Genomic DNA, 21,154 nt, shown 5'->3' on the forward strand with positions numbered 1-21,154 from the left:
GAACAATCTATAGAAAATACCCGCCCAGAAGACTATCATCATCTCACCCTACTACTCACTAATAAATAAGGAGGATTACTATGCCATCGTGTGAATTGTTTATTTACTCACACTTTTATAGTAATTGGCCGCGCTCAGCTATCTCTGCATTCGTGCTGCGATAATCCGCCTGAGCGAAGTCTACTGAAAATCTCATCCCTTCCTCCGGCTTACCGGGTTGTCGTCAGCAGTTTTTGACGTCAGGCGTTCGCACGCCTGCAACTTATGAGTAAGCACATGAGCACATTACTATCCGCACACGCTGTCGGCTTTGATAACGCCTTCGGTACGCTATTTCACGACATCAATTTCAGCCTGAAAAAAGGCGATCGTATTGGGTTGCTCGGTGATAACGGCACGGGGAAAAGTACCCTGCTAAAAATCCTCAGCGGTGAACTTGCAAGCAGTCAGGGCAGCGTTACGCTAGCCAACCACTGTTTGCTGGCGCGAATTGAGCAACATCTTCCCCCTCAGCTCCAGCAAGCCACGTTGCTGGCAGGCGTGATTGCGCGTCTGCCACAGCAGCAACAGGTCAGTGAAGCCTGGCGCGCGGAAGCGCTACTCTCTTCGCTGGGGTTCAATACTGAACAGCATACCCAAACGGCAGCCACGTTGAGTGGCGGTCAACATATGCGGTTACTGCTGGCGCGTGCACTGATTCTCCAGCCCGATCTGCTATTACTGGATGAACCCAGCAATCACTTAGATCTTCCAACGCTGCTGTGGCTGGAACAGTTCCTTATAAGTTGGAAAGGCAGCTTTGTGCTGGTCTCACATGACAGCACCTTGCTGGATCAGGTCACCAATTGCAGCTGGATCCTGCGCGATCAAACCCTGCAATTCTTCCGTCTGCCCTGCTCCGCAGCCCGACAAGCGCTGGCACAGCAGGATGAAACCGATGCGCAACGTTTTCAGGCAGAACAGAACGAGATTGAGCGCGTCGAAAAAAGTGCCAAACGGCTGGCGATCTGGGGACGCACTTACGACAACGAAGGTCTGTCGCGTAAAGCGCAGCAAATGGAGAAACGCGCCAGTTGGCTGAAAGAGGCACAAACCACGTTGACCGAAGGCAGCTTATGGCGTCTTCAACTGCTGGGGGAAGCACTGGATGCCGATCGGGTGCTGGCGCTGACTGAAATGCGCATTCGCCCAGCGGAGAACGCGCCTGCGTTGTTTTCGTTACCCAGCCTGCAGGTAAAAAGTGGCGATCGCATCGCCATAGTGGGTCGTAACGGCAGCGGGAAGTCTTCGCTGCTGCGCCAACTCTGGCTGGATTACCAGCGTGAGACCACCACGCTGTTTCATCCACGTGCAACGCTAGGTTATTACGACCAAAGCCTCACACAATTGCAGGATGAGGAGAGCCTCAACGAGGCACTGGCGCATTTTGCCCCTCTCAGTGACGACCAGCGAAAGATGGCTCTGATAGGTGCGGGATTCCCCTACCTCCGCCATCAGCAATTAGTAGGCTCACTGAGTGGCGGTGAACGCTCACGCCTGCTGTTTGTCGGACTGACACTCGCGCGCTATTCTCTATTGCTGCTGGATGAGCCCACCAACCATCTGGATATGCTGGGCAAAGAGGAGTTGGCTGCCGCCCTTAATCAGTTTGAGGGCGCGGTGTTGCTGGTATCGCACGATCGCAATCTGATCGCCAGCAGCTGTAATCGTTTCTGGCTAATTCAGGATCAGCAACTGAGCGAGTGGCATGACTTTGAACCGGTCATTGAGCAGCTGAGCGTCAAACAACCGTCAGACAGCGAGAGCGTAAATGTTCTGCCTGTGACATCTGAATCCTACAACGATGAAGATGCGCTGCTGTTGGCGTTGTGTGATCTGGAAAACAAGCTGGATGAGGATAGAGAACGTAAGCCCAAACATCAGAAACCGGCGTTGCAGGCGCAATGGCGCGATGAGATTGCGCAACTGAAACAGCAGTTGGGCATCCTCTAAACAAACACCCCTAAATACGCCCCTGTGATATTTGTATCCTGCATCCCAGGGGCATAAGGGGTGATCACTGATAAATTACACCAGAGCGGCGCTCAACACCTGTGCCGCTCGTTTTAACTGATCAGCAGGATTGCGCCCAATCAACACGTACTGATATCCGCTGCGATGCCACCACACCAGATTCATGCCGTGCCGTTTTTCCTGCGCCAATGCACTCTGTTTAATAGGATCTTCCCGCGAAATACACAGTGCCATCGGACCGTAACTGCTGTGATTCCAGGCGATTTGAGTGATCAGTGAATCGTCGTAGCGCAACATACGCACACTTTTCAAGCTCGCTTCAGGAAGCGCCAATTGCTCAGTCGTCAGACGCAGATCGAGGTCGCGCGCCGTGCGTTGTAATGAACGCGCTAACACCTGTGGGGAACTGTCGACATCCGCCAACGTTTCCGGGCTATAAAGCGACATATATTGTGCTTCCAGTTCACGTATTCGCGCGCTCTCATCCTGTTCAGCTTTCGCGACGGGTCTGGCCCAAAAACCGACGGCACTACCCACCAGCAGAAAACTGACTGATGCCGCGATCAACGCACGACGGCTAACCTGAACAGCCTCTTTTACCGGTGCGGACGGCGTGTTGTCCAACAGGTAAGCCAGTCGTGACTCCATACGCTCCAGCGGCGCCTCATCCAGCATTGGCGCGAACGCATCCGCAAAGGGTTGATTGCTTTTCATTAGCTCAGCCGTCCGTGCTGACAACGTTTCACTGCGCTTTAGTTCGGTTTCAAACGCCTGCGCATCCTCCGCACGCATTTCGCCATCCAGCCAGGCAACGATAGCTTCATCGGCATAGGGCGAGGTAAATCGTGGTGCATTCACAAGCGTTTCTCCTGTACCGTAGGCCGCGCTGTCACTGCGCTGGCTAAAGTGGTGCGTGCCGCAGCGAGGCGGCTCATGATGGTTCCAATCGGCACGGCCAGCGTGTCGGCGGCTTCCTGATAGGTAAAGCCCTCGACATAAACTAAAAATACCGCGTTGCGCTGCGCCTCTGGCAACTGCCCAACCCGTTGCATCACTTTGGCGTACTGCATGCGCTGTTCATTGTGTTGCTGATGGTCGGGAGCGAGCAATTCATCACTCTCGACAAATCCCTGCCCCATGCGTACCCGCTGCGCGCGCAGTTCGTTGATCCACACGGAATGCAGCACGGTAAACAGCCAGCGATCGATGCGTGTGCCCGGTGTGAACTGGGCGCTGCGTTCCAGCGCCCGCACACAGGTGGACTGCACTAACTCTTCGGCGACATCTTTATTACGCGATAACACCATCGCGTAACGCCACATACGCGTCAGATGCGCCGCCAGATGTTGACGGACTTCAGTGCTGGTAATGTTTCTATCCTCCGTCAACAACGGTCATCAGGACTCAGGATGGCCATTAATGGCCGCGTGTAAATCCTGATACTCTTCACAATTCACACCGCAAAGCGATTTGATGATAGTGAGCTGCTCTTTAGCCAGATCCGGACGGCCTTTGATCATCCAGGCTTCACCTAAATATTCACGCACTTTGGCATATTTGGGGTCCAGTGCGATCGATTTCTGATAGTAACGCATCCCTTCGTCGGTGCGACCCAGTTTACGCGTGGCGTAACCGCGATAATTCCATGCCTCTTTAGTGTTCTGATTGTGCAACGTATCCAGTAACGTCAGCGCAGCTTGATACTCGCCTTTTTTCGCCAGGTGGTAGGCGTAATTCGTCTTATCCTCATCGCTCAGCATGCTGGTTTTTTCCGGCACGCAGGATTTGGTTTTACTGTCATACACTTGCCCTTTCGGACAATCCGGGGTTTTCTTGTCGCTGTCGTCATCACCCATGGCGAATGCAGTCGGTGCATGTAACACCATCAACAATACCGGCACGGCAAACCAGCGAATCGGAGTCATCATCTTCATCATTCATTTATCCTCACGGAGTGGCATCGAATCGCGCAACGGCAGCATGCGGCGCAGCACGTTGTCACGCAGAACGTAGTGATGGAGTAACGCCGCCAGCGCATGCGCGCCTGCCAGGCTAATCAGCGCCCAGGCAACGTTATTGTGTAATCCCGCCAGCGTATGACGCAGTGCGGTATCGACATGGATAAAGGTTGGAATATCGAACAGGCCAAAGAAATTAAACGGTTCCTGTTGCGACCAGCGAAACAGAAAACCCAATACAACCTGCGTGAATAACAACAGGTACAACAAGCCATGGACGGCATGCGCGATGATGCGCATCGGCGTGCTGTTTTCAGCTGGCGCCACGGCCAAATGCGTCTGACGTTGGCAATAGAATCGCCACAATGGGCGCACAATCATCACCAGGGCCAGCAAAATGCCAAAAGAGATATGCCACGCCTGTAAACCCTTACGCAGCGGTGTGCCTTTTTCCAGTTGTTCCCAAATATGCGCAGAGGCAAACAGAAAAATGACGCTAAACGCAGTGATCCAGTGCAACGTCATGCTGAAAGCGTCATAGCGTTGACGTGAGTGTTGACGGGTCGAAGCGGACATAACATTTCCCAAATAGTGTGTGGTTTAGCGGTAAACAACCCAACGACGATTTCTATTCGGAAAATTTTCATTTTTTTCTCAACACAATCCATTTAATGCAAGAATCCTGACGAATTTTCTCCTGTTTGTTGCATTTAGTGATTACTATTCTCGCTTCATTAAAGGGATGCTTATGTTGAATACCTCTAAAAAGCGGCTTGTTGTCGCGATCGCTCTTTTAGCGATCATTATTCTGGTCTGGGCCTACCGCAGCGCCCAACCCAAACCGAACCCACTGGTCACCGCCGTTGTGCGTCAAGGCAACATCGAAAACGTCATCGCCGCGACGGGCAAGATGGACGCTATCGAACGCGTCAACGTCGGTGCTCAGGTGTCTGGGCAGGTGAAAAAGCTCTATATCAAAGCGGGTGATAACGTCAGTAAGGGCGAACTGATCGCTGAAATTGACGATCAGCCACAGCGCAGTGATTTACGTAATGCGCAGGCCGCGCTTAGCGTGGCACAAGCCGATTTGGAGACACGCGAAGCGACCTTAGTCCGACAGGATGCGCAGTTCAAACGTTTGCAGCAAATGATCAAAGCCAATCTGGTGTCGCGCCAGGATTTTGACGAAGCGGCAGAAGCGTGGAGCACCGCACGTGCTGAGTTGACGGCGCAAAAGGCGCGCGTCATTCAGGCACAAATTGAGGTGGACAAGAAGCAACTCGATCTCAGCTATACCCGCATCATGGCACCGATGGATGGCTCGGTGATCGCCATCGTGACCAAACAGGGCCAGACGGTTAACGCCGCGCAGAGCGCACCGACCATCGCCAAGCTAGCGCAACTTGGCACCATGACCATTAAAGTCCAGGTTTCCGAAGCGGACATCACTAACATCCATCCCGGCCAGCAAGCCTGGTTTACCACCTTCGCCAATCCCGATAAGCGCTACAACGCGACGCTGCGTAGCATTGAACTGGCACCTGAATCGGTGATGAAAGATGATGCCTTGATGGGCAACAGTGAAAGTACGCCGACCAGCAGTACCAATGCTGCCATTTATTACAATGCCTTACTCGATGTTCCCAATCCCGACAACACCCTGCGCATCTCCATGACCGCACAAGTCAATCTGCTGCGCGACACCGCGAAAGACGCGCTGTTGATTCCGGTACAGGCAACGAAAAAAGACGCGGAAGGCAAGACCTTTGTCGAGGTGGCGAACAAGCAGAACCAGCCAGAGAAACGTATTATCACCACCGGGATTTCAGACAGCGTTGATATTCAGGTTCTCAGCGGCTTGAACGCCGGTGAGAAAGTGATTCTCGCTACTCAGGCCGTGGGTGCGGACAAGGTGGTGATGTGAGCCTGATCGAACTGAAAAACATTCAGCGCAGCTATGTTAACGGTTCAGAATCTCTGCATGTGCTGAAAGATATCAATTTGCAGATCGCCAGTGGCGAGATGGTCGCGATCATAGGCCCTTCAGGCTCGGGCAAATCCACATTGCTGAATATTCTCGGCTGCCTGGATGCCGCCGACAGCGGTCACTATTTTATCTCAGGCCAGAATACCGCTTCACTCTCTCCGGACGCGCTGGCGAAAGTCCGTCGCGAACATATTGGCTTCATTTTTCAGCGCTACCACTTAATGCCGGACCTGACTGCATTAAGCAACGTCGAAATCCCGGCGATTTATGCCAATTTGCCGGGGCATGCGCGGCGGGAGCGCGCTGCTCAATTACTGGAGCGACTCGGGCTCAAAGGCCGTGAACACCATAAACCGGGTGAACTCTCTGGCGGCCAGCAGCAGCGCGTCAGTATTGCGCGAGCGTTGATTAATGGGGCCGAGATCATTCTCGCCGATGAACCGACCGGGGCGCTGGATTCGCACTCTGGCGAGGAAGTGTTACGCATTCTTCATGACCTGAATCGTGACGGTCATACGGTGATTATCGTCACACACGATATGAAAGTGGCGCAGCACGCTGACCGCATCATCGAAATCCAGGACGGCGAAATTTTTGCTGACAGCGGGCCAAAAACAGAGGCGACGCGAGCGCGTTATCAGCCAATGGCGAGCAGAAGTCAGAGCAAGCTGCGCGGATTGATTGATCGCCTGCGCGAGTCAATGCGTATGGCGCTAAATGCCATGAATACGCATCGCTTGCGCACCGCACTCACCATGACCGGAATTATCTTTGGTATTGCCGCTGTTGTCACTGTCGTCGCGCTTGGACAAGGTGCGCGTGAAAAAACGCTGGAGAGTATTTCCGGTCTCGGGACGAATGTGGTCTCCGTGTATGCCGGCGGCGATTTCGCCGAAGATGATGCGCATCCGGTGTTGACACTGGTGATGGCTGATGCCGATGTGATTGCTCGTCAGCAGTTCGTCGACAAAGTCAGTCCTGAGCTGCTCTCGACGCAGCCGATCCGCTATCTCTCCAACTCATCGAAAGCATCCGTATCGGGCGTTGGCAAAGATTACTTTGAGATTCAGGGCATCAAACTCACCGAAGGCAGCAACTTCAGTGATGAACGCCATGCCCGGCAAGAGATCATCATTGATACGAATACGCGCAATAAGCTGTTTGCAGCCAATGAAAACCCCATCGGCAAAATGATCGTGTTAGGGTCTGTGCCGGTGCGAGTGATTGGTGTGGCGCATGAAGATAACGGCATTTCGCCCAATCGTCTCAGCGTGTGGTTGCCCTGGAGCACCATGATGTACCGCATCAGTGGGCAAACAGCGCTCACGAGTATCAGCGTGAAGCTCAAAGATGATGTGGTCAGTGGTCCGGCGGTGGAATCTCTCACACAATTATTGACTGCGCGCCATGGCACCAAAGACTTCCTGATGTTTAACCGCGATAAGTACCGCAAAGCGATTGAAGGGGCAGCCGCCACCTTGACCTTGCTGATATTGATGGTTGCATCAATTGCGCTGATGATCGGCAGCATCGGCGTGATGAATATTATGCTGGTGTCCGTCACCGAACGAACGCATGAAATTGGCGTGCGTATGGCGGTGGGTGCGCGGCGTGGCGATATCATGCAGCAGTTTATGATTGAGGCGGTGCTGGTATGTTTGGTTGGCGGTTCACTCGGCGTGGTGCTCTCACTGGTGATCGGTCCGCTGATTAGCCTGATGGCAGGCGGTGTACTGACAGCCATCTATTCCTGGGAATCCGCGGGGGCAGCCTTCGCCTGCTCCACCATTATCGGCATGATTTTTGGTTATCTGCCAGCCCGCAAAGCGGCTCGCATGGACCCGGTCGCCGCACTGGCAAGTGAGTAGATTTGTCTTCGCAGGGTGCGCATCACTGCGCACCGATTTTTACGTCATGTTGGAATTGAGAGCGAAATACCCAACGATCAGATTAACATCGGCAACGTTGCACTGGCCGTTTGCTGACTGGCTGTGGCGTAATCTGCGTCATGCGTCATCAGCTCCCCCATCAACACTTCCACCAACAGCATCGCACCTACTTTGCCACTCAGCGTACCCGCGTTCAGCGGTCCTTCCGGACGCGCTGCCACCAGCAACATATCCGCCAGATTGCCCATGGGGCTGCGCAACGTGTTACTCAACATCAGGACTTGCGCTTTGCGTTTCTTCGCGACATTGACCACGTGCATCAAATCTTTAGTCGAACCGGAAGCCGAAATCGCAATCACCACATCACCTTCACCCAGGGTCGACGCGTTCATGGCCGCACGATGCATATCGCCAAACAGTTGCGCGGATTTACCCAGACGAAGCAGGCGATAATGCAAATATTCGCCGGTGATGGCGCTGGCTGCCACGCCGTAAATTTGGATAGAACGCGCCTGATGTAATGCCGTGGCGGCCTGCTGTAAAACCTCGCGATTGATAAATTTACCGGTGTCACGCAGCGCCTGCACCGACTCTTCCACCAGCACATCGACGGGATCGCCACTCGCCGGAACCATTGGCTGGCTCTGTTGCACATCCAGTGCCAGCGCCATTTTAAATTCGGTGTAGCCCTTGCAACTCAGGTTGCGGCACAAGCGTGTCACACTGGCTTCGCTGGTGTCCGTTTCTTTCGCCAACTCGGTAATAGTGAGATACAGCACTCTTTGCGGTTCGGTCAGGATGAAATCGCCCAGCTTTTGCAGCGCCGGACTGTAACCCGGCAGGCCCTGCTTCAGATGCAGCAAAATATTTCCATTGTCCGTCATGACATCCCTCCGTTCGCCAATATTGATGGCGTCTAGTGTGCGTAAAGGCCCTGATTTGTGCCAGCAGAATTGATTATAAGTGAAAGCTATCACACTAATGGTAGTTATTTTCATCAAATGAAGTATGTTGTGATAATAATTTTTACCACAACAATCATTCGGGGATGAAAATTTATGTCAATGTTCAGTGGAGCTTCCTCTGGAAGCTGGTTTGAAAAAGCACAGCGCTTCGGAAAATCCTTTATGTTACCGATAGCCGTATTACCCGCGGCCGGTCTGCTGTTGGGCATTGGCGGAGCGTTATCCAATCCCAACACGGTAAAAGCTTATCCCTTCCTGGACATCGCCTGGTTACAAGGTGTCTTTACCATCATGGCCAGCGCCGGTTCAGTGGTATTCGCCAATCTTGCGGTGCTGTTTGCGGTAGGCGTGGCGGTAGGACTCGCTAAAAGCGATAAGGGTACGGCTGGTCTGGCCTCTCTGCTGGCTTATTTAGTGATGAATGCCACCATCAACGCACTGCTGACGCTCAACGGTGTACTGGCGAGTGGGAATCTAAGCGCTGTAGGTCAAGGTATGGCGCTGGGCATTCAAACGCTGGAAACCGGCGTGTTTGGTGGTGTTGTGATCGGGCTGGTCACCGCGTTGCTGCACAATCGCTATAACAAAATTGCCCTACCACAATTTCTCGGCTTCTTCGGTGGCTCACGCTTCGTCCCGATTATTAGCTCATTTGTGGCGATTATCGTTGGCGCGGCAATGACCATCGTCTGGCCGCATTTTCAGAAATTGATATTCGGTATGGGTGGACTGGTCGATGCCACGGGGTATTTCGGCACCTTCATATACGGCTTTGTGTTGCGCATGCTCGGCCCGTTTGGTCTGCATCACATCTTCTATCTGCCTTTCTGGACTACCGCTTTGGGCGGCAGTGAAATGGTCAATGGTCATCTGGTTGAAGGCACTCAGCGCATCTTCTTCGCTCAGTTGGCCGATCCCAATACGCAGCAGTTTTATCTGGGAACGGCGCGCTTTATGTCGGGCCGCTTTATCACCATGATGTTTGGCCTGATCGGGGCTTGTCTGGCGATGTATCACACCGCCAAACCCGAGAACCGCAAACGTGTGGCCGGTTTGTTATTATCCGCTGCCCTCACCTCATTCCTGACTGGAATCACCGAACCGATTGAGTTCTCGTTCCTGTTTGTGGCGCCAGCATTGTATGTGATTCACGCGCTGTTCGATGGTCTGGCCTTTATGATCGCCCACATCCTGCACATCACCATTGGACAGACCTTCTCCGGCGGTTTAATCGATTTCATTCTGTTCGGTGTATTGCAGGGTGAAGCGAAAACCCACTGGCTGTATGTGCCGTTGGTTGGCGTGCCGTGGTTCCTGCTGTATTACTTCACCTTCCGTCTGCTGATCACACGATTCAATTTCAAAACGCCAGGCCGTGAAGATGTCAGCATCGATACCTTGCCAGTTGCCGCTGGCGAACGCCCTTTGCAGGTGATTGAAGCGCTGGGCGGTAAAGACAATATTGCCGAACTTGACTGCTGCGCCACACGTTTGCGCATCACGCTAAACGACAGTTCTAAACTTAATGAAGCCGCATTGAAGGCCACGGGCGCTCGCGCGGTTATCCAGCGTGGCAACGGCGTACAGGTGATATATGGCCCGCACGTCACCATTATCAAAAATGAAGTTGAGGAGTTACTCGCGCTATGAAAGCAAACATGCTGGAGCAGATTAGAGGGAAACTGGTGGTGTCTTGTCAGGCACTGGAAAATGAACCCCTGCACAGCGCCTATATTATGTCGCGTATGGCATTAGCCGCGATGCAAGGTGGCGCGTCGGCAATCCGCGCCAACAGTCTGATCGATGTAAAGCAGATTAAGCAAACCGTGGATTTGCCCATTATCGCCATTATCAAACGCGATTATCCAGGCAGTGATGTGTATATCACTGCCACACTTAAAGAGGTCGATGAATTGATGGCGGCGAATCCGGCGATGGTCGCGCTGGATGCGACTCAACATCAGAGACCTGGCGAACTGCAGTTGCCGCAGTTGGTGGCGGCGATTCGTCAACGCTATCCGCAGTTATTGCTAATGGCGGATATTGCGACAGTTGATGAGGCGCTGCTGGCAGATGAACTCGGCTTCGACTGCGTAGGGACTACGCTGCATGGCTACACGGCGGAAACGCGCGGCAAGTATCTGGCGGCAAATGATTTTCACTTCCTGCGTGCAGTATTAACAGCAGTGAAGGCGCCAGTGATTGCAGAAGGCAATGTGGAAACACCTGAGATGGCGGCGCAATGTTTAAAACTGGGCGCGCATGCTGTGGTGGTCGGTGGCGCGATTACCCGTCCTCAGCAAATAACGCAGCGTTTCGTCAACGCTATCAGCTGATACGTTTTATCAGGCCTTAAATAGCAAAGCCGCCCGTAGGCGGCCTTAACGCTGAAGCGGAAACTGAACTTATTTGTACAGTTCTGCAGTCATGTGCACACGGTTGTTGGTGTTCGCTTCAGTGATTTTGTACTGTGCGCCCTGCTGCTGTGCGACTGCGGCCACTTTCGCTTCTGCACCGTCAAGAGTTGAAGACTCAACGGAGATGCTCTGGGCAAAGCTGGCAGCAGACATCAGTGAAAGAGCGGCGGCAGCGGCGATGGTCAGTGTTTTGATGGTTTTCATGGTCTTATTCCTTTGGGTTGTTTATGAAGGCTGTGTGCCTTCGATGAAATAATAATACCCTAGGTTACCATTTCATTATTAACCATTAGTGCGATCATCATGATCGCGCTAACCATAAGCCCCATTACAATAACCTCATTGATCGGCAGAGTTCCATCTTATCCACATTACAGGTGAAAAGAGCGCTCGCTAACCTGTGGATAAATCAGCTTTTCCCGCCTGCAGTGCCCGCTCCCGCGAAGTGCTGTTTTTTTGTACGCTTTCACGAGTTTGTCGCGGGCTAAACTGAATCTTCTTTTTCAATCACCAACACGCGTGCCGCACCCTGGGGATGAGCGACATGTTCGGTACCCACGCTGGCAAAGAAAATGTCACCCACGTTGAGCATCACTTTATGCACTTCCGCCCGCTCGCGGTAATGCATCTCGACCACGCCATCTAACACCACGAAGACTTCTTCACCGTCATTGATGTGCCAGCGATAAGGCTGATCAGTCCAGTGTAATCGCACGCTGGTGCCATCAAAATTGGCAATATCGAGAGCCTCCCACGCACGCGCTGGGGAAAAGTTTTTGCCGACGATGATTTTCATGAGATGCCTGTTTTTGCTGAGTGAATATTCAACATGCTACAGGCCAGTGGGCTGAGGTGTGAGACAAGGCAGGGACATTTCCGGCCAAATCACTGCACGCGATGACAGACTCCAGATTCCAGACTCCGAACGCCAGACTCCAGATTCCAGATTCCAGATTCCAGAAACAGCAAAGCCGCCCGGAGGCGGCCTTAACGCTGAAGCGGAAACTGAACTTATTTGTACAGTTCTGCAGTCATGTGCACACGGTTGTTGGTGTTCGCTTCAGTGATTTTATACTGTGCGCCCTGCTGCTGTGCGACTGCAGCCACTTTCGCTTCTGCACCGTCAAGAGTTGAAGACTCAACGGAGATGCTCTGGGCAAAGCTGGCAGCAGACATCAGTGAAAGAGCGGCGGCAGCGGCGATGGTCAGTGTTTTAATGGTTTTCATGGTCTTATTCCTTTGGGTTGTTTGTGAAGGCTGTGTGCCTTCGATGAAAATAATACCCTGGGTTATCATTTCATGGTTAACCATTAGTGCGATCATCATGATCATGCTAACTACATCTCACCCAGACCTTACGCATCGCAATGATGTTGATGCCCGCTAATACGGCGGCGGTAAAAAAGGCCATCGATAAGTGACCTGGAAGGTATGTCATGAACGCCGCCATAAATTGTCCGCCAAAAATGGCCATTGATAAGCGTGCCAATTGGCGCCCACGTTCCTGAGGTTGGCTGATTTCAACTGTCATGTGATTCACCAAAGGCACTGACAGCCCAAACCCCATGCCTAATAAGATGCCGCCTGGCAGGCACAACACGACATCGGGGGCTGCTGCAAATTCAAGATGTGCCAACAGGTAGCAAATGAACGCCATAATCAGCGTGGAATAGTTACCGAATTGCAGCGCAACATGCGGCATCAGTGCTGCTGCCAGCACCGCCACCAGCGAGACAAATGAGAGAAAATAGCCAATATGTGCGGCATTCACACCCATCAAAGCAAACCGTTGCGGCAGCATAATGACGGCGGTGAAAAAACAGATCATGGAACAGAACGCCGCCAGCCATACCGGCCGCAACCGGCGATCGCTATCCGTTACGCCCTCTTCTATTGTTTCCGCTCTCATCTGTTGCTGAGGGCGCGGGACACAAATGAGCACCAACACCAGCAGCAACCAGGAGAATAGATACAGCCCATACGGATAACGCCAACTTGCGGAGGCCAGAATCCCACCCACAAAGAGAAACACCACGCCACCCAACTCTATTGCCATGCCTTGTCGCGCGATCATCTTTAATCGTGCTTCGGCCTGATAAAAACTGGCAATTAAGCCGGTCCCGGCAGACATCACCACCGCTGTTGCGCCCCCCAGTAGGATGCGGTCGATGATTTGTGGCACTGCGCCCGGCAACCAAACACCTGCCACGCCCAATCCGCCATAGCAGAATAGCCCAATCAATAGCATGGGATAGGCACCAAAACGATCTATCGCGCGCCCCGCTAATGGCCCTGCCAGTATCACGCCCAGCGCAGGCAGCGTTACCAACCAGCTTGCCAGATAAGAAACCCTTAATTGCGCGGCGATGTCACTCAATCCCGGCACAATGACGCATCCCACCATAATGGTCAGGCAACTGACAGCCAGGAGCGTGACTGCACCTGCGGGTTTAACTGATGTCATGATTTTTATTTATCCGAATAATGGAATGATTAACCATATAGCGGACGTGAGTGTTACGACATCGGCGCATATTGTCAATGGCTGCCGTGCTATAGTGGCGGCCATTAAAATCGATAAAGCGGAAGAGTGATGGCTGCAGATACAGAGGCTAACGGTTCGCAGGTTATTGCACGTGCAGCGACTATATTGCGGGCGTTAGAAAATCGACCAACGGGATTAAGCATGTCCGAGCTGTCAAAACTGACAGCGCTACCGCGCACCACTGTACATCGGCTGGTCACATCGTTGATTTCTCAGCAGTTGCTGCTGCAGGCCAATGAAGGCATTAAGCTGGGTCCGGCGCTAGCAAGACTTGCCGCTTCGGCACATACCGATATTATCGCGCTCTCTCAACCAGCGATGGAAACGCTTGGACGTCGTACGCGAGAAACGGTCGATTTATGCGTCTGGCGCGGCAGCCATACGGTTCTGGTCAGCCAATATGCTTCCGATCAGGAGTTGCGCGTCGTCTCACCCATCAGCACTGCCTTTCCCACGCACTGCGCTGCGCATGGTAAAGCGTTATTGTCTGAACAAACGGATGATGTCATCTCGGCATTACTTCCACAGTTGAACGATGTGCGCACCCAAAATACGCTGCGAGATCCGCAGCTTCTATTAAAAGCCATTCAGCAGGTTCGTGAGCAAGGCTATGCGGTAGATCGCGAAGAACATGCGCGTGGTGTATGTGGTATCAGTGTCGCCCTGAACACCGGGCCAGGGGAGCGTTATGCGCTGGCCATTGCAGTGCCATCATTACGCTTTGATGAGCAGTTTCCACAGCTTCTCGCGGCTTTATTGCAGGCAAAAACTGAAATCGAGTCGCTGCTTGTCGGTTAGCATAAATGACAAAGCCGCCCGTAGGCGGCCTTAATATCGTGGGTGGCGAGCTTATTTATACAACTGAGCCGTCATGTGCACGCGGTTGTTGGTGTTGGCTTCAGTAATTTTGTACTGAGCACCCTGTTGCTGAGCAACGGCGGCGATTTTCGCTTCTGCACTGTCCAGAGTTGAAGCATCAACAGAGATACTTTGTGCGAAGCTCGCGAATGAAACCAGGGTAAGAGCAGCAACTGCAACGAAAGTTTTGATAGATTTCATGGTCATTTCCTCAGAGTAATTTTCAGTTTTGAAGGCGTATCGCCTCGATGTGAGAAATAATAGACCTGCTTCTCGTTGAGTAAAAGCTGAAGGATTTGCTGATAAAATTCAAAAAATTTGAATATGATTTAATGCGACCTCTTCTTAAGTTGCATCGGTCAAAACCCTGAAACTCTCATCGTCACAATCAAATCGCGCCACCTCCTGCATGCCAAGATGCTGATGCGCACGTAATGAGGGAATATTGTTGGATTGGATGAATAACACCGGAGTTTTTGAACCATAATGTTCCCGCATTGCCGCATACAATGGCCGCAATAATCCCTGACCGCGTTCACTTACTGCAATACATACCGGACCATACAGCCAGCACTCTCTGCCGGGTTGCCAGGCCTCCAACATGGCTGATACCACAGGAGGGGAATGTTCCGCGGATAACGCACTGAACAAGACGCCCACCACCGTTCCCTCGCGTTTAGCCACCAGCGTATGGGCAGTGGCGCGATCGAGCATACCGGCCACACGCTCTGGCGGATAATTCCCGTTTAAAGCGCCGCCATTGCCAGCTGCATTCTTTTGAAGCAATGCAACGATTGCATCAATGTCTGCAGGCTGTGCGCTGGTAATAAGATAATCACTCCTCATCAAGGTTCTCCTTTGCCATTTCGCTGTTGTGGTAAAGCATAGCGAAAGACGCTCACAAAGAAGAACAACGGTTGGTAAGGTGAAACGACTATGCCCCCCAAAGGCGGCCATCATTAAGGCCTTGCTGCTGAGCCATCCGGCAAGCGCGCTGTCCGCAGAACTGCCTATGGACCAGGCGGTTGACGCACTCGAATTGGCCGCTGATAAGGAAAGGACCGCAAAAGAACAGTTAGTGTTCCAGATTTCAGAAACAGCAAAGCCGCCCGGAGGCGGCCTTAATGCTGAAGCGGAAACTGAACTTATTTGTACAGTTCTGCAGTCATATGCACACGGTTATTGGTGTTTGCTTCAGTGATTTTGTACTGTGCGCCCTGCTGCTGTGCTACTGCGGCAACTTTCGCTTCTGCACCGTCAAGAGTTGAAGACTCAACGGAGATGCTCTGGGCAAAGCTGGCAGCAGACATCAGTGAAAGAGCGGCAGCAGCGGCGATGGTCAGTGTTTTAATGGTTTTCATGGTCTTATTCCTTTGGGTTGTGTGTGAAGGCTGTGTGCCTTCGATGAAACAATAATAACCCTGGTTATCATTTCCATATTAACTATTAGTGCTGTTATTATGATCGGGCTAATTGTTGTTCGCGAGCAGGGTGCGTACTGTCGAGATAAAATGCGGCCACTGATGGAAACGCATCACTGGCATGTGTGCATGGCGCTGCGATCGCAATGCTGCAACAAACGCATTGGCTTGCTGATCAATCTGGTCATGATTCTGTTTCATGATGCTGTCTCCATTTCTTTAGCCTCTCTACGGAAAAAGCCGCCCCGTAAGGCGGCCTCTTCCGGCACTTCCCTGTGCAACCATCCGATACTTATTTGTACAATTCTGCGGTCATGTGCACGACGTTGCCGTTGCTGGCTTCAATGATTTTGTATTGTTCGTTTTGCTGATGAGCCTGCGCTGCGATTTTCGCTTCTGCACCATCCAGAGTCAGTGAGGTTGCGGTCACAGTTTGTGCAAAGCTGGCAGCAGACATCAATGAAAGAGCGGCAACAGCGGCGATTGACATAGCTTTAATAGTTTTCATGGTCATATTCCTTGATTTGTTTGATGAGAAGGCTGTGTGCCTTCGATGGAAACAATAATAACCACGTAAACTATATCGATCTTAACTATTAGTGCGAAAACTATGATCTCACTAATAGTTAACTGAGCTAGGTCAACCCCAGCGATCTCATCACCTGAAGGACTTCCCGTTGATGCTCACTGGATAAAGCACGCAGCGGGCGCGGCAAGTTATTTTCCTCCGCCAGCCCAAGCAGTGCCGCTGCGGCCGCTATCACGCGAATACTGCCGCCATGTTGACGGAACAGCGTCCAAAGCGGCTCCAGTCGCTGGGATTGCTCAACGACAGCAGCGAAATCGCCCGCCTGAGCGGCTCGTGTCAGCGCTAATGCAGTGTTGGGAAATAAGCCGCCACAGACGGAATACCAGACATCGCATCCCGCCATTAAACCGTTGCCGGCAGAAGCATCACCACTGACACCAATACTTATCTCTGCGGGGAGTTGCGCACGTAATGCGCTCACCCGCTGGGCGGCGGAATCCATGTCGGCAGGCACACCCGGTATTTTGATGGAAGCGATATTGGGAAGCGCGGCTATCCGTGCGTAAAGATCATTTGAAAACTCGGTGTGTGTCGTGCCTGGATTATCATAAACGCAGATGGGCAGTGAAACATTCCGCGCGACCTCGGCATAGAAGCCAAATACTTCGTCTTCAGTGAGCTTTTGGTAGGAAACCGCAGGTAATAACAAAGCGCTTACGCCTGCATGCTGCGCATCTTCCGCCAGTCGCAACACCTCATCCGTGCTGGTTGCGCCAATGCTAACCATCACCGGAATGCCATCCGCATGCTGTACGGCCAACGTCGCCACGCGCTTGCGCTGCTCGCGGGTGAAATAGGCGTAGCTACCGGTTGAACCCAGCACGCCCAGTGAATCGACTTTTGCCGTTGTTAGACGCGCGAGAAGCGAGAGAAAGGATTTTTCATCGATGCCAGTCGCATTGACCGGGGTCAGCGGGAAGGCACTAAGACCTGAAAACATAGCCAGCTCCTGTTAGATAACGTAAAAACGCATCTTAACAACAGCTGACTATTTGTCATAGGACAAAGCCGTTAGCGTTTGTTCTTTCTTCTAAAACCTAGCCAGAATAGCCCCAGCACCACGATGAGCCCGAGAGCGACCATGCCGATGCGCGACACCAGCATCAGCGGCGAAGCATCACCACCAGCACGTAGCGATTTCACCCGCTCCTCGCTGATCTGTACTTTGCTGTGCCCGATATCTTGCATCACATAGTTAGTCAGCGTAGCGATTTGGTGGTCGTTGAGTTGATCGGCAAAGCCAATCATCCCTTGCCCCTTTTCAGGCCAAACACCTTGCAGGACTGCCATCGCCACATTGTCTGCATTGGGCTTATTCAACACCGGATGATTTTGCAGTGCCGGCAGTCCATTGAGCCCCTCGCCTGTCAGGTTATGGCAAGATGCACAGTTATTGCGATAAATCTGTGCGCCTTCGCTTAACACCGCCTGCGGCGTATCGTCACCTCTTACCGGCGTCCAGCGATTGGCCTGCGCAGGTTCAGCAGTGGCGCTATCCTGAGGTAACAAATAAGTCGCAATAGCCTGGCGGTCTTCTGGCGTCATACGCGAGAAGCTCTTATCGATCGCTTCCAGCATCGGACCGCCCGCGGTTGCGCCGTTGCTGGCGTGGCCAGTGGCAAGATACTGCGCCAACATTTCACGTGTCCAATGCGGTTTGCCCTGCAAGGTTGCCGCCGTGATATCAGGTGCAAACCAGGTACCGAGTGACGCGCCCTGCAAGTTTTTGTCCTGCTGTTCCGCCATCAGGAAATTACGTGGTGTATGGCACGTGCTGCAGTGGGTTAACCCCTGAACCAAATAGGCACCGCGATTCCACTCTTGTGACTGCTTCTCATCTGGCTGGAAGGTCTTGCTGTCCATAAACAACAGATTCCAGGCTGCCATGCTGAAACGCAGATTGAAGGGGAACGGCAATGCCGTTTTCTCTGGCTGAATATCTACCGGCTGCACACCCTGCATAAAGTAGGCATACAATGCAGCGACATCTTCATCGGTGAGCTTCGCGTAAGCGGTATACGGCATCGCCGGATAAAGCTGGCTGCCATCACCGCGAACCCCTTTACGCAACGCATCGGCAAACTGCTGCTCGCTGTATTGGCCAATCCCCGCCGTTTTAGAGGGGGTGATATTGGTACTGAAGATCGTGCCCAGCGGGCTGGCAATCGCGTGGCCGCCACTGAAAGGCGCTTTACCCTCTTCGGTGTGACACGCGCCGCAGTCACCGGCAATCGCCAGATACTCTCCGCGCTTAATCAGTTGCTCATCCGCTGCATGCGCTTGTGAAACAGCCAACGCCAACGTGCCTGCTGCAAGCAGGGCTTTCCAGTGCTTAGCCATGTTGCGTCTCCTGCAGGATTTTGTCGGCGGTACGAAGAGCCAGCGCCATTGCCGTGAGCGTGACGTTACAGGTGCCCACTGTTGGCATCACACCGGTGCCAACCATAAACAGGTTCTGATGATCATGTGCGCGCCCCCATGCGTCAGTCACACTGGTCGCCGGGTCGAGGCCCATAGAGAGCGTGCCGGTGATGTGCTGACGATTAGAGAACTTGCCGGTTTTGCTGTGCTTGATGTTGGTTGCGCCGAGCTTGGCCGCAATCGCGTCATAGCATTCACGCGTTTTTTCGGTGCCTTTCGTGACGTAATCGCTCACGTCCCAATACAACGAAGGTGTTGGCAAGCCCAGCTCATCTTTGTTGCTGCTTAAAGTCACACGGTTGTTCGGATCGGGTAACTGTTCCAGCGCATTCTTGATGCTGAGTCGTCGGGCAGCACGGAAGCGAATCTCTTCTTCCAACTTCTTGCCGAATAAACCTTCAGCCAGCACTTCTTTCGTAACAGCAGCGACTTGAGACGCGTTAGAAATATCGATGCGGAACGGGGCATGTTCACTACGGAATTCGCCGTCACGGAATTGACCGATTGAGCACGGGCTAACAGGACCACGGCCTGGCCAGATCTCTTCATCGACATCAAAGGTGACGCCAATCGCGGGGTGATCGCACAGGTTACGACCCACATTGTCATGCGCATTCGCAATGCCGTTAGGGAACTTGTCACTGACCGACATTAACAGCAATTTCGGTGTTTCAATGGCGTTAGCGGCCAGCACAAAGGTTTCTGCCGTCACGCGGTGGCTGACTTTGTTCCAGTCATAATAATTCGCCGCCACGATATTGCCTTTAGCATCGTGCTCGAGTAGATACACCACCGCTTCAGTAATCACTTTCACGCCACTGTTCTCTGCCTGCTGTGCCGCAATACCGCCATGGTATTGCGCATCAATCGGGCAAAGCGGCATACAGTTGTTATTGCCGCAGCATGCCGGACGCCCGTCATAGCTATGGCTATTACGACCGGTGCTGTCATCCAGAACGGTAAAGTCTGGCGCAAGGCGGGCCGTCACACGCTGTTGCAGCCAGGAGGCTGGTACGCGTTCCATCGGATAGGGTTTGCTGCGCGGTGAGCCATTGTCGGGTGAGCCGCCTACCCCCGCAATCACTTCAGCCTGATAGTAGTAATCTTCCAGGTCCTCATAACCTATCGGCCAATCTTTACCTACACCATACTGGCTGTGCTGACGGAAGTCGTTGGGAACAAAACGCCACAATTGTGCCGCCCAGTGCCAGCTGGTGCCACCAAACATACGGATATATTGCGCAGCAAAGGGATGTGGCCCCGCCTGATGCAGATAATCATTGGGCTCCGGCGTATAGCGCGGATGAGGTGCCTTTGGCGAGAAGGGATACGGTGACATAAAGTCAGATTTAAACGCCGACGCGCGGAAACGCTCAACGAGTTGATCGCGTCCAACTTTCGGACCCGATTCCAGTAACAGCACCGATTTACCGGCTTTTGCCAGACGTGTCGCCAGCAGCGAGCCATTGACGCCCGCGCCAATCACGACCACATCAGCGGAATTATTATTTTTCATAACCGACATTACTCTCTGAATCAGGGCTGTTGTGCCCAGCTACCACACTCGCCGTAAGAAAAGCCCGGCGGCACTAATTTGTCATCCACCAGCAGATTGGCGAGTGTATTCACGTAAGTGACGTAAAGTGCGTTATTGCCTTTGCCGACCACACCGTTATACCAACCCCCGAGGATCGCCTTTGCCAGCTTTTCGCTGTCTGCATCAGCGGCAAATGTCAGATGATCCTGTTGCAACAGCTCTGGCTGATTCTGTAACAGCGTTTTCAACTGCGTGAGCGCCTGAAGAAAACCTTTTTGCGTTTGGGTATGAGCGAGCAACAGCGCACGCCCCACCGTGGCATTGAGGTTTTCTTGTTGCGTCAGCAACTGTGAGACCTGCATGAAATCGTCCAGCCCAGTCACATTAATCAGTGATTGCGCGGCATTCAGTCGCGGCAACGGTAAAAGCTGGCCTGCGGCGCTGGCAATCGTCACCAGGCCGACCATCTTCAACACGCGGCGGCGTGAGTAGTGCGTCATAATGTCTTCCAGTAAAAGCGTCGCCCGCGAGCTCGTGGGCGACAGAGTCGAAAT

Annotated in this window: 24 protein-coding genes; 6 read left to right on the plus strand and 18 right to left on the minus strand. The window is 52.8% G+C overall.

Annotated features, from left to right (window positions below):
• Positions 1 to 276: 276 nt before the first annotated feature.
• Complete coding sequence (locus IAE30_RS05205) at positions 277 to 1,992, plus strand: ABC-F family ATP-binding cassette domain-containing protein (RefSeq protein ID WP_200677671.1); 1,716 nt, start codon at positions 277 to 279, stop codon at positions 1,990 to 1,992.
• A gap of 75 nt (positions 1,993 to 2,067) precedes the next feature.
• On the opposite strand, the gene IAE30_RS05210 is transcribed toward IAE30_RS05205, so the two are convergent.
• The 4 genes from IAE30_RS05210 to IAE30_RS05225 form a co-directional block, all read right to left on the minus strand.
• A complete protein-coding gene (locus IAE30_RS05210) occupies positions 2,068 to 2,871 on the minus strand; it encodes a hypothetical protein (RefSeq protein ID WP_200677670.1) in 804 nt (267 codons plus the stop codon).
• Positions 2,868 to 3,335: a sigma-70 family RNA polymerase sigma factor gene (locus IAE30_RS05215; protein WP_234472664.1), complete on the minus strand. Its 468-nt coding sequence runs from the start codon at positions 3,333 to 3,335 to the stop codon at positions 2,868 to 2,870. The genes IAE30_RS05210 and IAE30_RS05215 overlap by 4 nt, the downstream gene beginning before the upstream one ends.
• 75 nt (positions 3,336 to 3,410) lie before the next feature.
• On the minus strand, positions 3,411 to 3,947 hold the full coding sequence (locus IAE30_RS05220; RefSeq protein ID WP_045815691.1) for a tetratricopeptide repeat protein: 537 nt from the start codon (positions 3,945 to 3,947) through the stop codon (positions 3,411 to 3,413).
• A gap of 3 nt (positions 3,948 to 3,950) precedes the next feature.
• On the minus strand, positions 3,951 to 4,547 hold the full coding sequence (locus IAE30_RS05225) for a cytochrome b (protein WP_200677668.1): 597 nt from the start codon (positions 4,545 to 4,547) through the stop codon (positions 3,951 to 3,953).
• Between the two features lie 172 nt (positions 4,548 to 4,719).
• Here IAE30_RS05225 and IAE30_RS05230 point away from each other — a divergent pair, with 172 nt between their 5' ends.
• Positions 4,720 to 5,895: an efflux RND transporter periplasmic adaptor subunit gene (locus IAE30_RS05230; protein WP_200677666.1), complete on the plus strand. Its 1,176-nt coding sequence runs from the start codon at positions 4,720 to 4,722 to the stop codon at positions 5,893 to 5,895.
• A complete protein-coding gene (locus IAE30_RS05235; protein WP_200677665.1) occupies positions 5,892 to 7,826 on the plus strand; it encodes a MacB family efflux pump subunit in 1,935 nt (644 codons plus the stop codon). The genes IAE30_RS05230 and IAE30_RS05235 overlap by 4 nt, the downstream gene beginning before the upstream one ends.
• 77 nt (positions 7,827 to 7,903) lie before the next feature.
• On the opposite strand, the gene IAE30_RS05240 is transcribed toward IAE30_RS05235, so the two are convergent.
• Positions 7,904 to 8,731: a MurR/RpiR family transcriptional regulator gene (locus IAE30_RS05240; RefSeq protein ID WP_045832428.1), complete on the minus strand. Its 828-nt coding sequence runs from the start codon at positions 8,729 to 8,731 to the stop codon at positions 7,904 to 7,906.
• 174 nt (positions 8,732 to 8,905) lie between these two features.
• On the opposite strand from IAE30_RS05240, the gene IAE30_RS05245 reads away from it, so the two are divergent.
• Entirely contained in the window at positions 8,906 to 10,462 is a 1,557-nt protein-coding gene (locus IAE30_RS05245; protein ID WP_200677664.1) for a PTS transporter subunit EIIC, read from the plus strand.
• Positions 10,459 to 11,148: an N-acetylmannosamine-6-phosphate 2-epimerase gene (locus IAE30_RS05250; protein ID WP_200677663.1), complete on the plus strand. Its 690-nt coding sequence runs from the start codon at positions 10,459 to 10,461 to the stop codon at positions 11,146 to 11,148. The genes IAE30_RS05245 and IAE30_RS05250 overlap by 4 nt, the downstream gene beginning before the upstream one ends.
• Positions 11,149 to 11,217: 69 nt before the next feature.
• On the opposite strand, the gene IAE30_RS05255 is transcribed toward IAE30_RS05250, so the two are convergent.
• The 4 genes from IAE30_RS05255 to IAE30_RS05270 form a co-directional block, all read right to left on the minus strand.
• Positions 11,218 to 11,433, minus strand: coding sequence for a YdgH/BhsA/McbA-like domain containing protein (locus IAE30_RS05255; RefSeq protein WP_034829885.1), 216 nt, complete (start codon positions 11,431 to 11,433; stop codon positions 11,218 to 11,220).
• A 280-nt stretch (positions 11,434 to 11,713) separates the two neighbouring features.
• A complete protein-coding gene (locus IAE30_RS05260) occupies positions 11,714 to 12,025 on the minus strand; it encodes a cupin (RefSeq protein ID WP_045834261.1) in 312 nt (103 codons plus the stop codon).
• A 215-nt stretch (positions 12,026 to 12,240) separates the two neighbouring features.
• Positions 12,241 to 12,456, minus strand: a complete 216-nt coding sequence (locus IAE30_RS05265; RefSeq protein WP_034829885.1) for a YdgH/BhsA/McbA-like domain containing protein — start codon at positions 12,454 to 12,456, stop codon at positions 12,241 to 12,243.
• A gap of 106 nt (positions 12,457 to 12,562) precedes the next feature.
• Positions 12,563 to 13,693, minus strand: coding sequence for an MFS transporter (locus IAE30_RS05270; RefSeq protein WP_200677662.1), 1,131 nt, complete (start codon positions 13,691 to 13,693; stop codon positions 12,563 to 12,565).
• A gap of 129 nt (positions 13,694 to 13,822) precedes the next feature.
• On the opposite strand from IAE30_RS05270, the gene IAE30_RS05275 reads away from it, so the two are divergent.
• Positions 13,823 to 14,572, plus strand: a complete 750-nt coding sequence (locus IAE30_RS05275) for an IclR family transcriptional regulator (protein ID WP_200677661.1) — start codon at positions 13,823 to 13,825, stop codon at positions 14,570 to 14,572.
• A gap of 51 nt (positions 14,573 to 14,623) precedes the next feature.
• Here the strand turns inward: IAE30_RS05275 and IAE30_RS05280 are convergent, their stop codons facing one another.
• The 9 genes from IAE30_RS05280 to IAE30_RS05320 all read right to left on the minus strand — a co-directional run bounded on the left by IAE30_RS05280 (position 14,624) and on the right by IAE30_RS05320 (position 21,100).
• On the minus strand, positions 14,624 to 14,833 hold the full coding sequence (locus IAE30_RS05280) for a YdgH/BhsA/McbA-like domain containing protein (RefSeq protein ID WP_045815676.1): 210 nt from the start codon (positions 14,831 to 14,833) through the stop codon (positions 14,624 to 14,626).
• Between the two features lie 144 nt (positions 14,834 to 14,977).
• On the minus strand, positions 14,978 to 15,592 hold the full coding sequence (locus tag IAE30_RS05285) for a GNAT family N-acetyltransferase (protein ID WP_234472642.1): 615 nt from the start codon (positions 15,590 to 15,592) through the stop codon (positions 14,978 to 14,980).
• Between the two features lie 185 nt (positions 15,593 to 15,777).
• Positions 15,778 to 15,993: a YdgH/BhsA/McbA-like domain containing protein gene (locus IAE30_RS05290; protein WP_034829885.1), complete on the minus strand. Its 216-nt coding sequence runs from the start codon at positions 15,991 to 15,993 to the stop codon at positions 15,778 to 15,780.
• Positions 15,994 to 16,101: 108 nt separating this feature from the next.
• Complete coding sequence (locus IAE30_RS05295; RefSeq protein WP_197079597.1) at positions 16,102 to 16,254, minus strand: hypothetical protein; 153 nt, start codon at positions 16,252 to 16,254, stop codon at positions 16,102 to 16,104.
• Positions 16,255 to 16,345: 91 nt separating this feature from the next.
• Positions 16,346 to 16,561: a YdgH/BhsA/McbA-like domain containing protein gene (locus IAE30_RS05300; protein WP_058960987.1), complete on the minus strand. Its 216-nt coding sequence runs from the start codon at positions 16,559 to 16,561 to the stop codon at positions 16,346 to 16,348.
• A 127-nt stretch (positions 16,562 to 16,688) separates the two neighbouring features.
• Positions 16,689 to 17,582, minus strand: coding sequence for a dihydrodipicolinate synthase family protein (locus tag IAE30_RS05305; protein WP_200677660.1), 894 nt, complete (start codon positions 17,580 to 17,582; stop codon positions 16,689 to 16,691).
• Between the two features lie 71 nt (positions 17,583 to 17,653).
• Positions 17,654 to 18,982: a cytochrome c gene (locus IAE30_RS05310; RefSeq protein WP_200677659.1), complete on the minus strand. Its 1,329-nt coding sequence runs from the start codon at positions 18,980 to 18,982 to the stop codon at positions 17,654 to 17,656.
• Positions 18,975 to 20,579, minus strand: coding sequence for a GMC family oxidoreductase (locus tag IAE30_RS05315; protein ID WP_200677658.1), 1,605 nt, complete (start codon positions 20,577 to 20,579; stop codon positions 18,975 to 18,977). The genes IAE30_RS05310 and IAE30_RS05315 overlap by 8 nt, the downstream gene beginning before the upstream one ends.
• 20 nt (positions 20,580 to 20,599) lie before the next feature.
• Positions 20,600 to 21,100: a sorbitol dehydrogenase family protein gene (locus tag IAE30_RS05320; protein WP_200677657.1), complete on the minus strand. Its 501-nt coding sequence runs from the start codon at positions 21,098 to 21,100 to the stop codon at positions 20,600 to 20,602.
• Positions 21,101 to 21,154: the final 54 nt, after the last annotated feature.

Source organism: Pantoea sp. S61, assembly GCF_016625145.1.
GTDB classification, from domain to species: domain Bacteria; phylum Pseudomonadota; class Gammaproteobacteria; order Enterobacterales; family Enterobacteriaceae; genus Pantoea; species Pantoea rwandensis_B.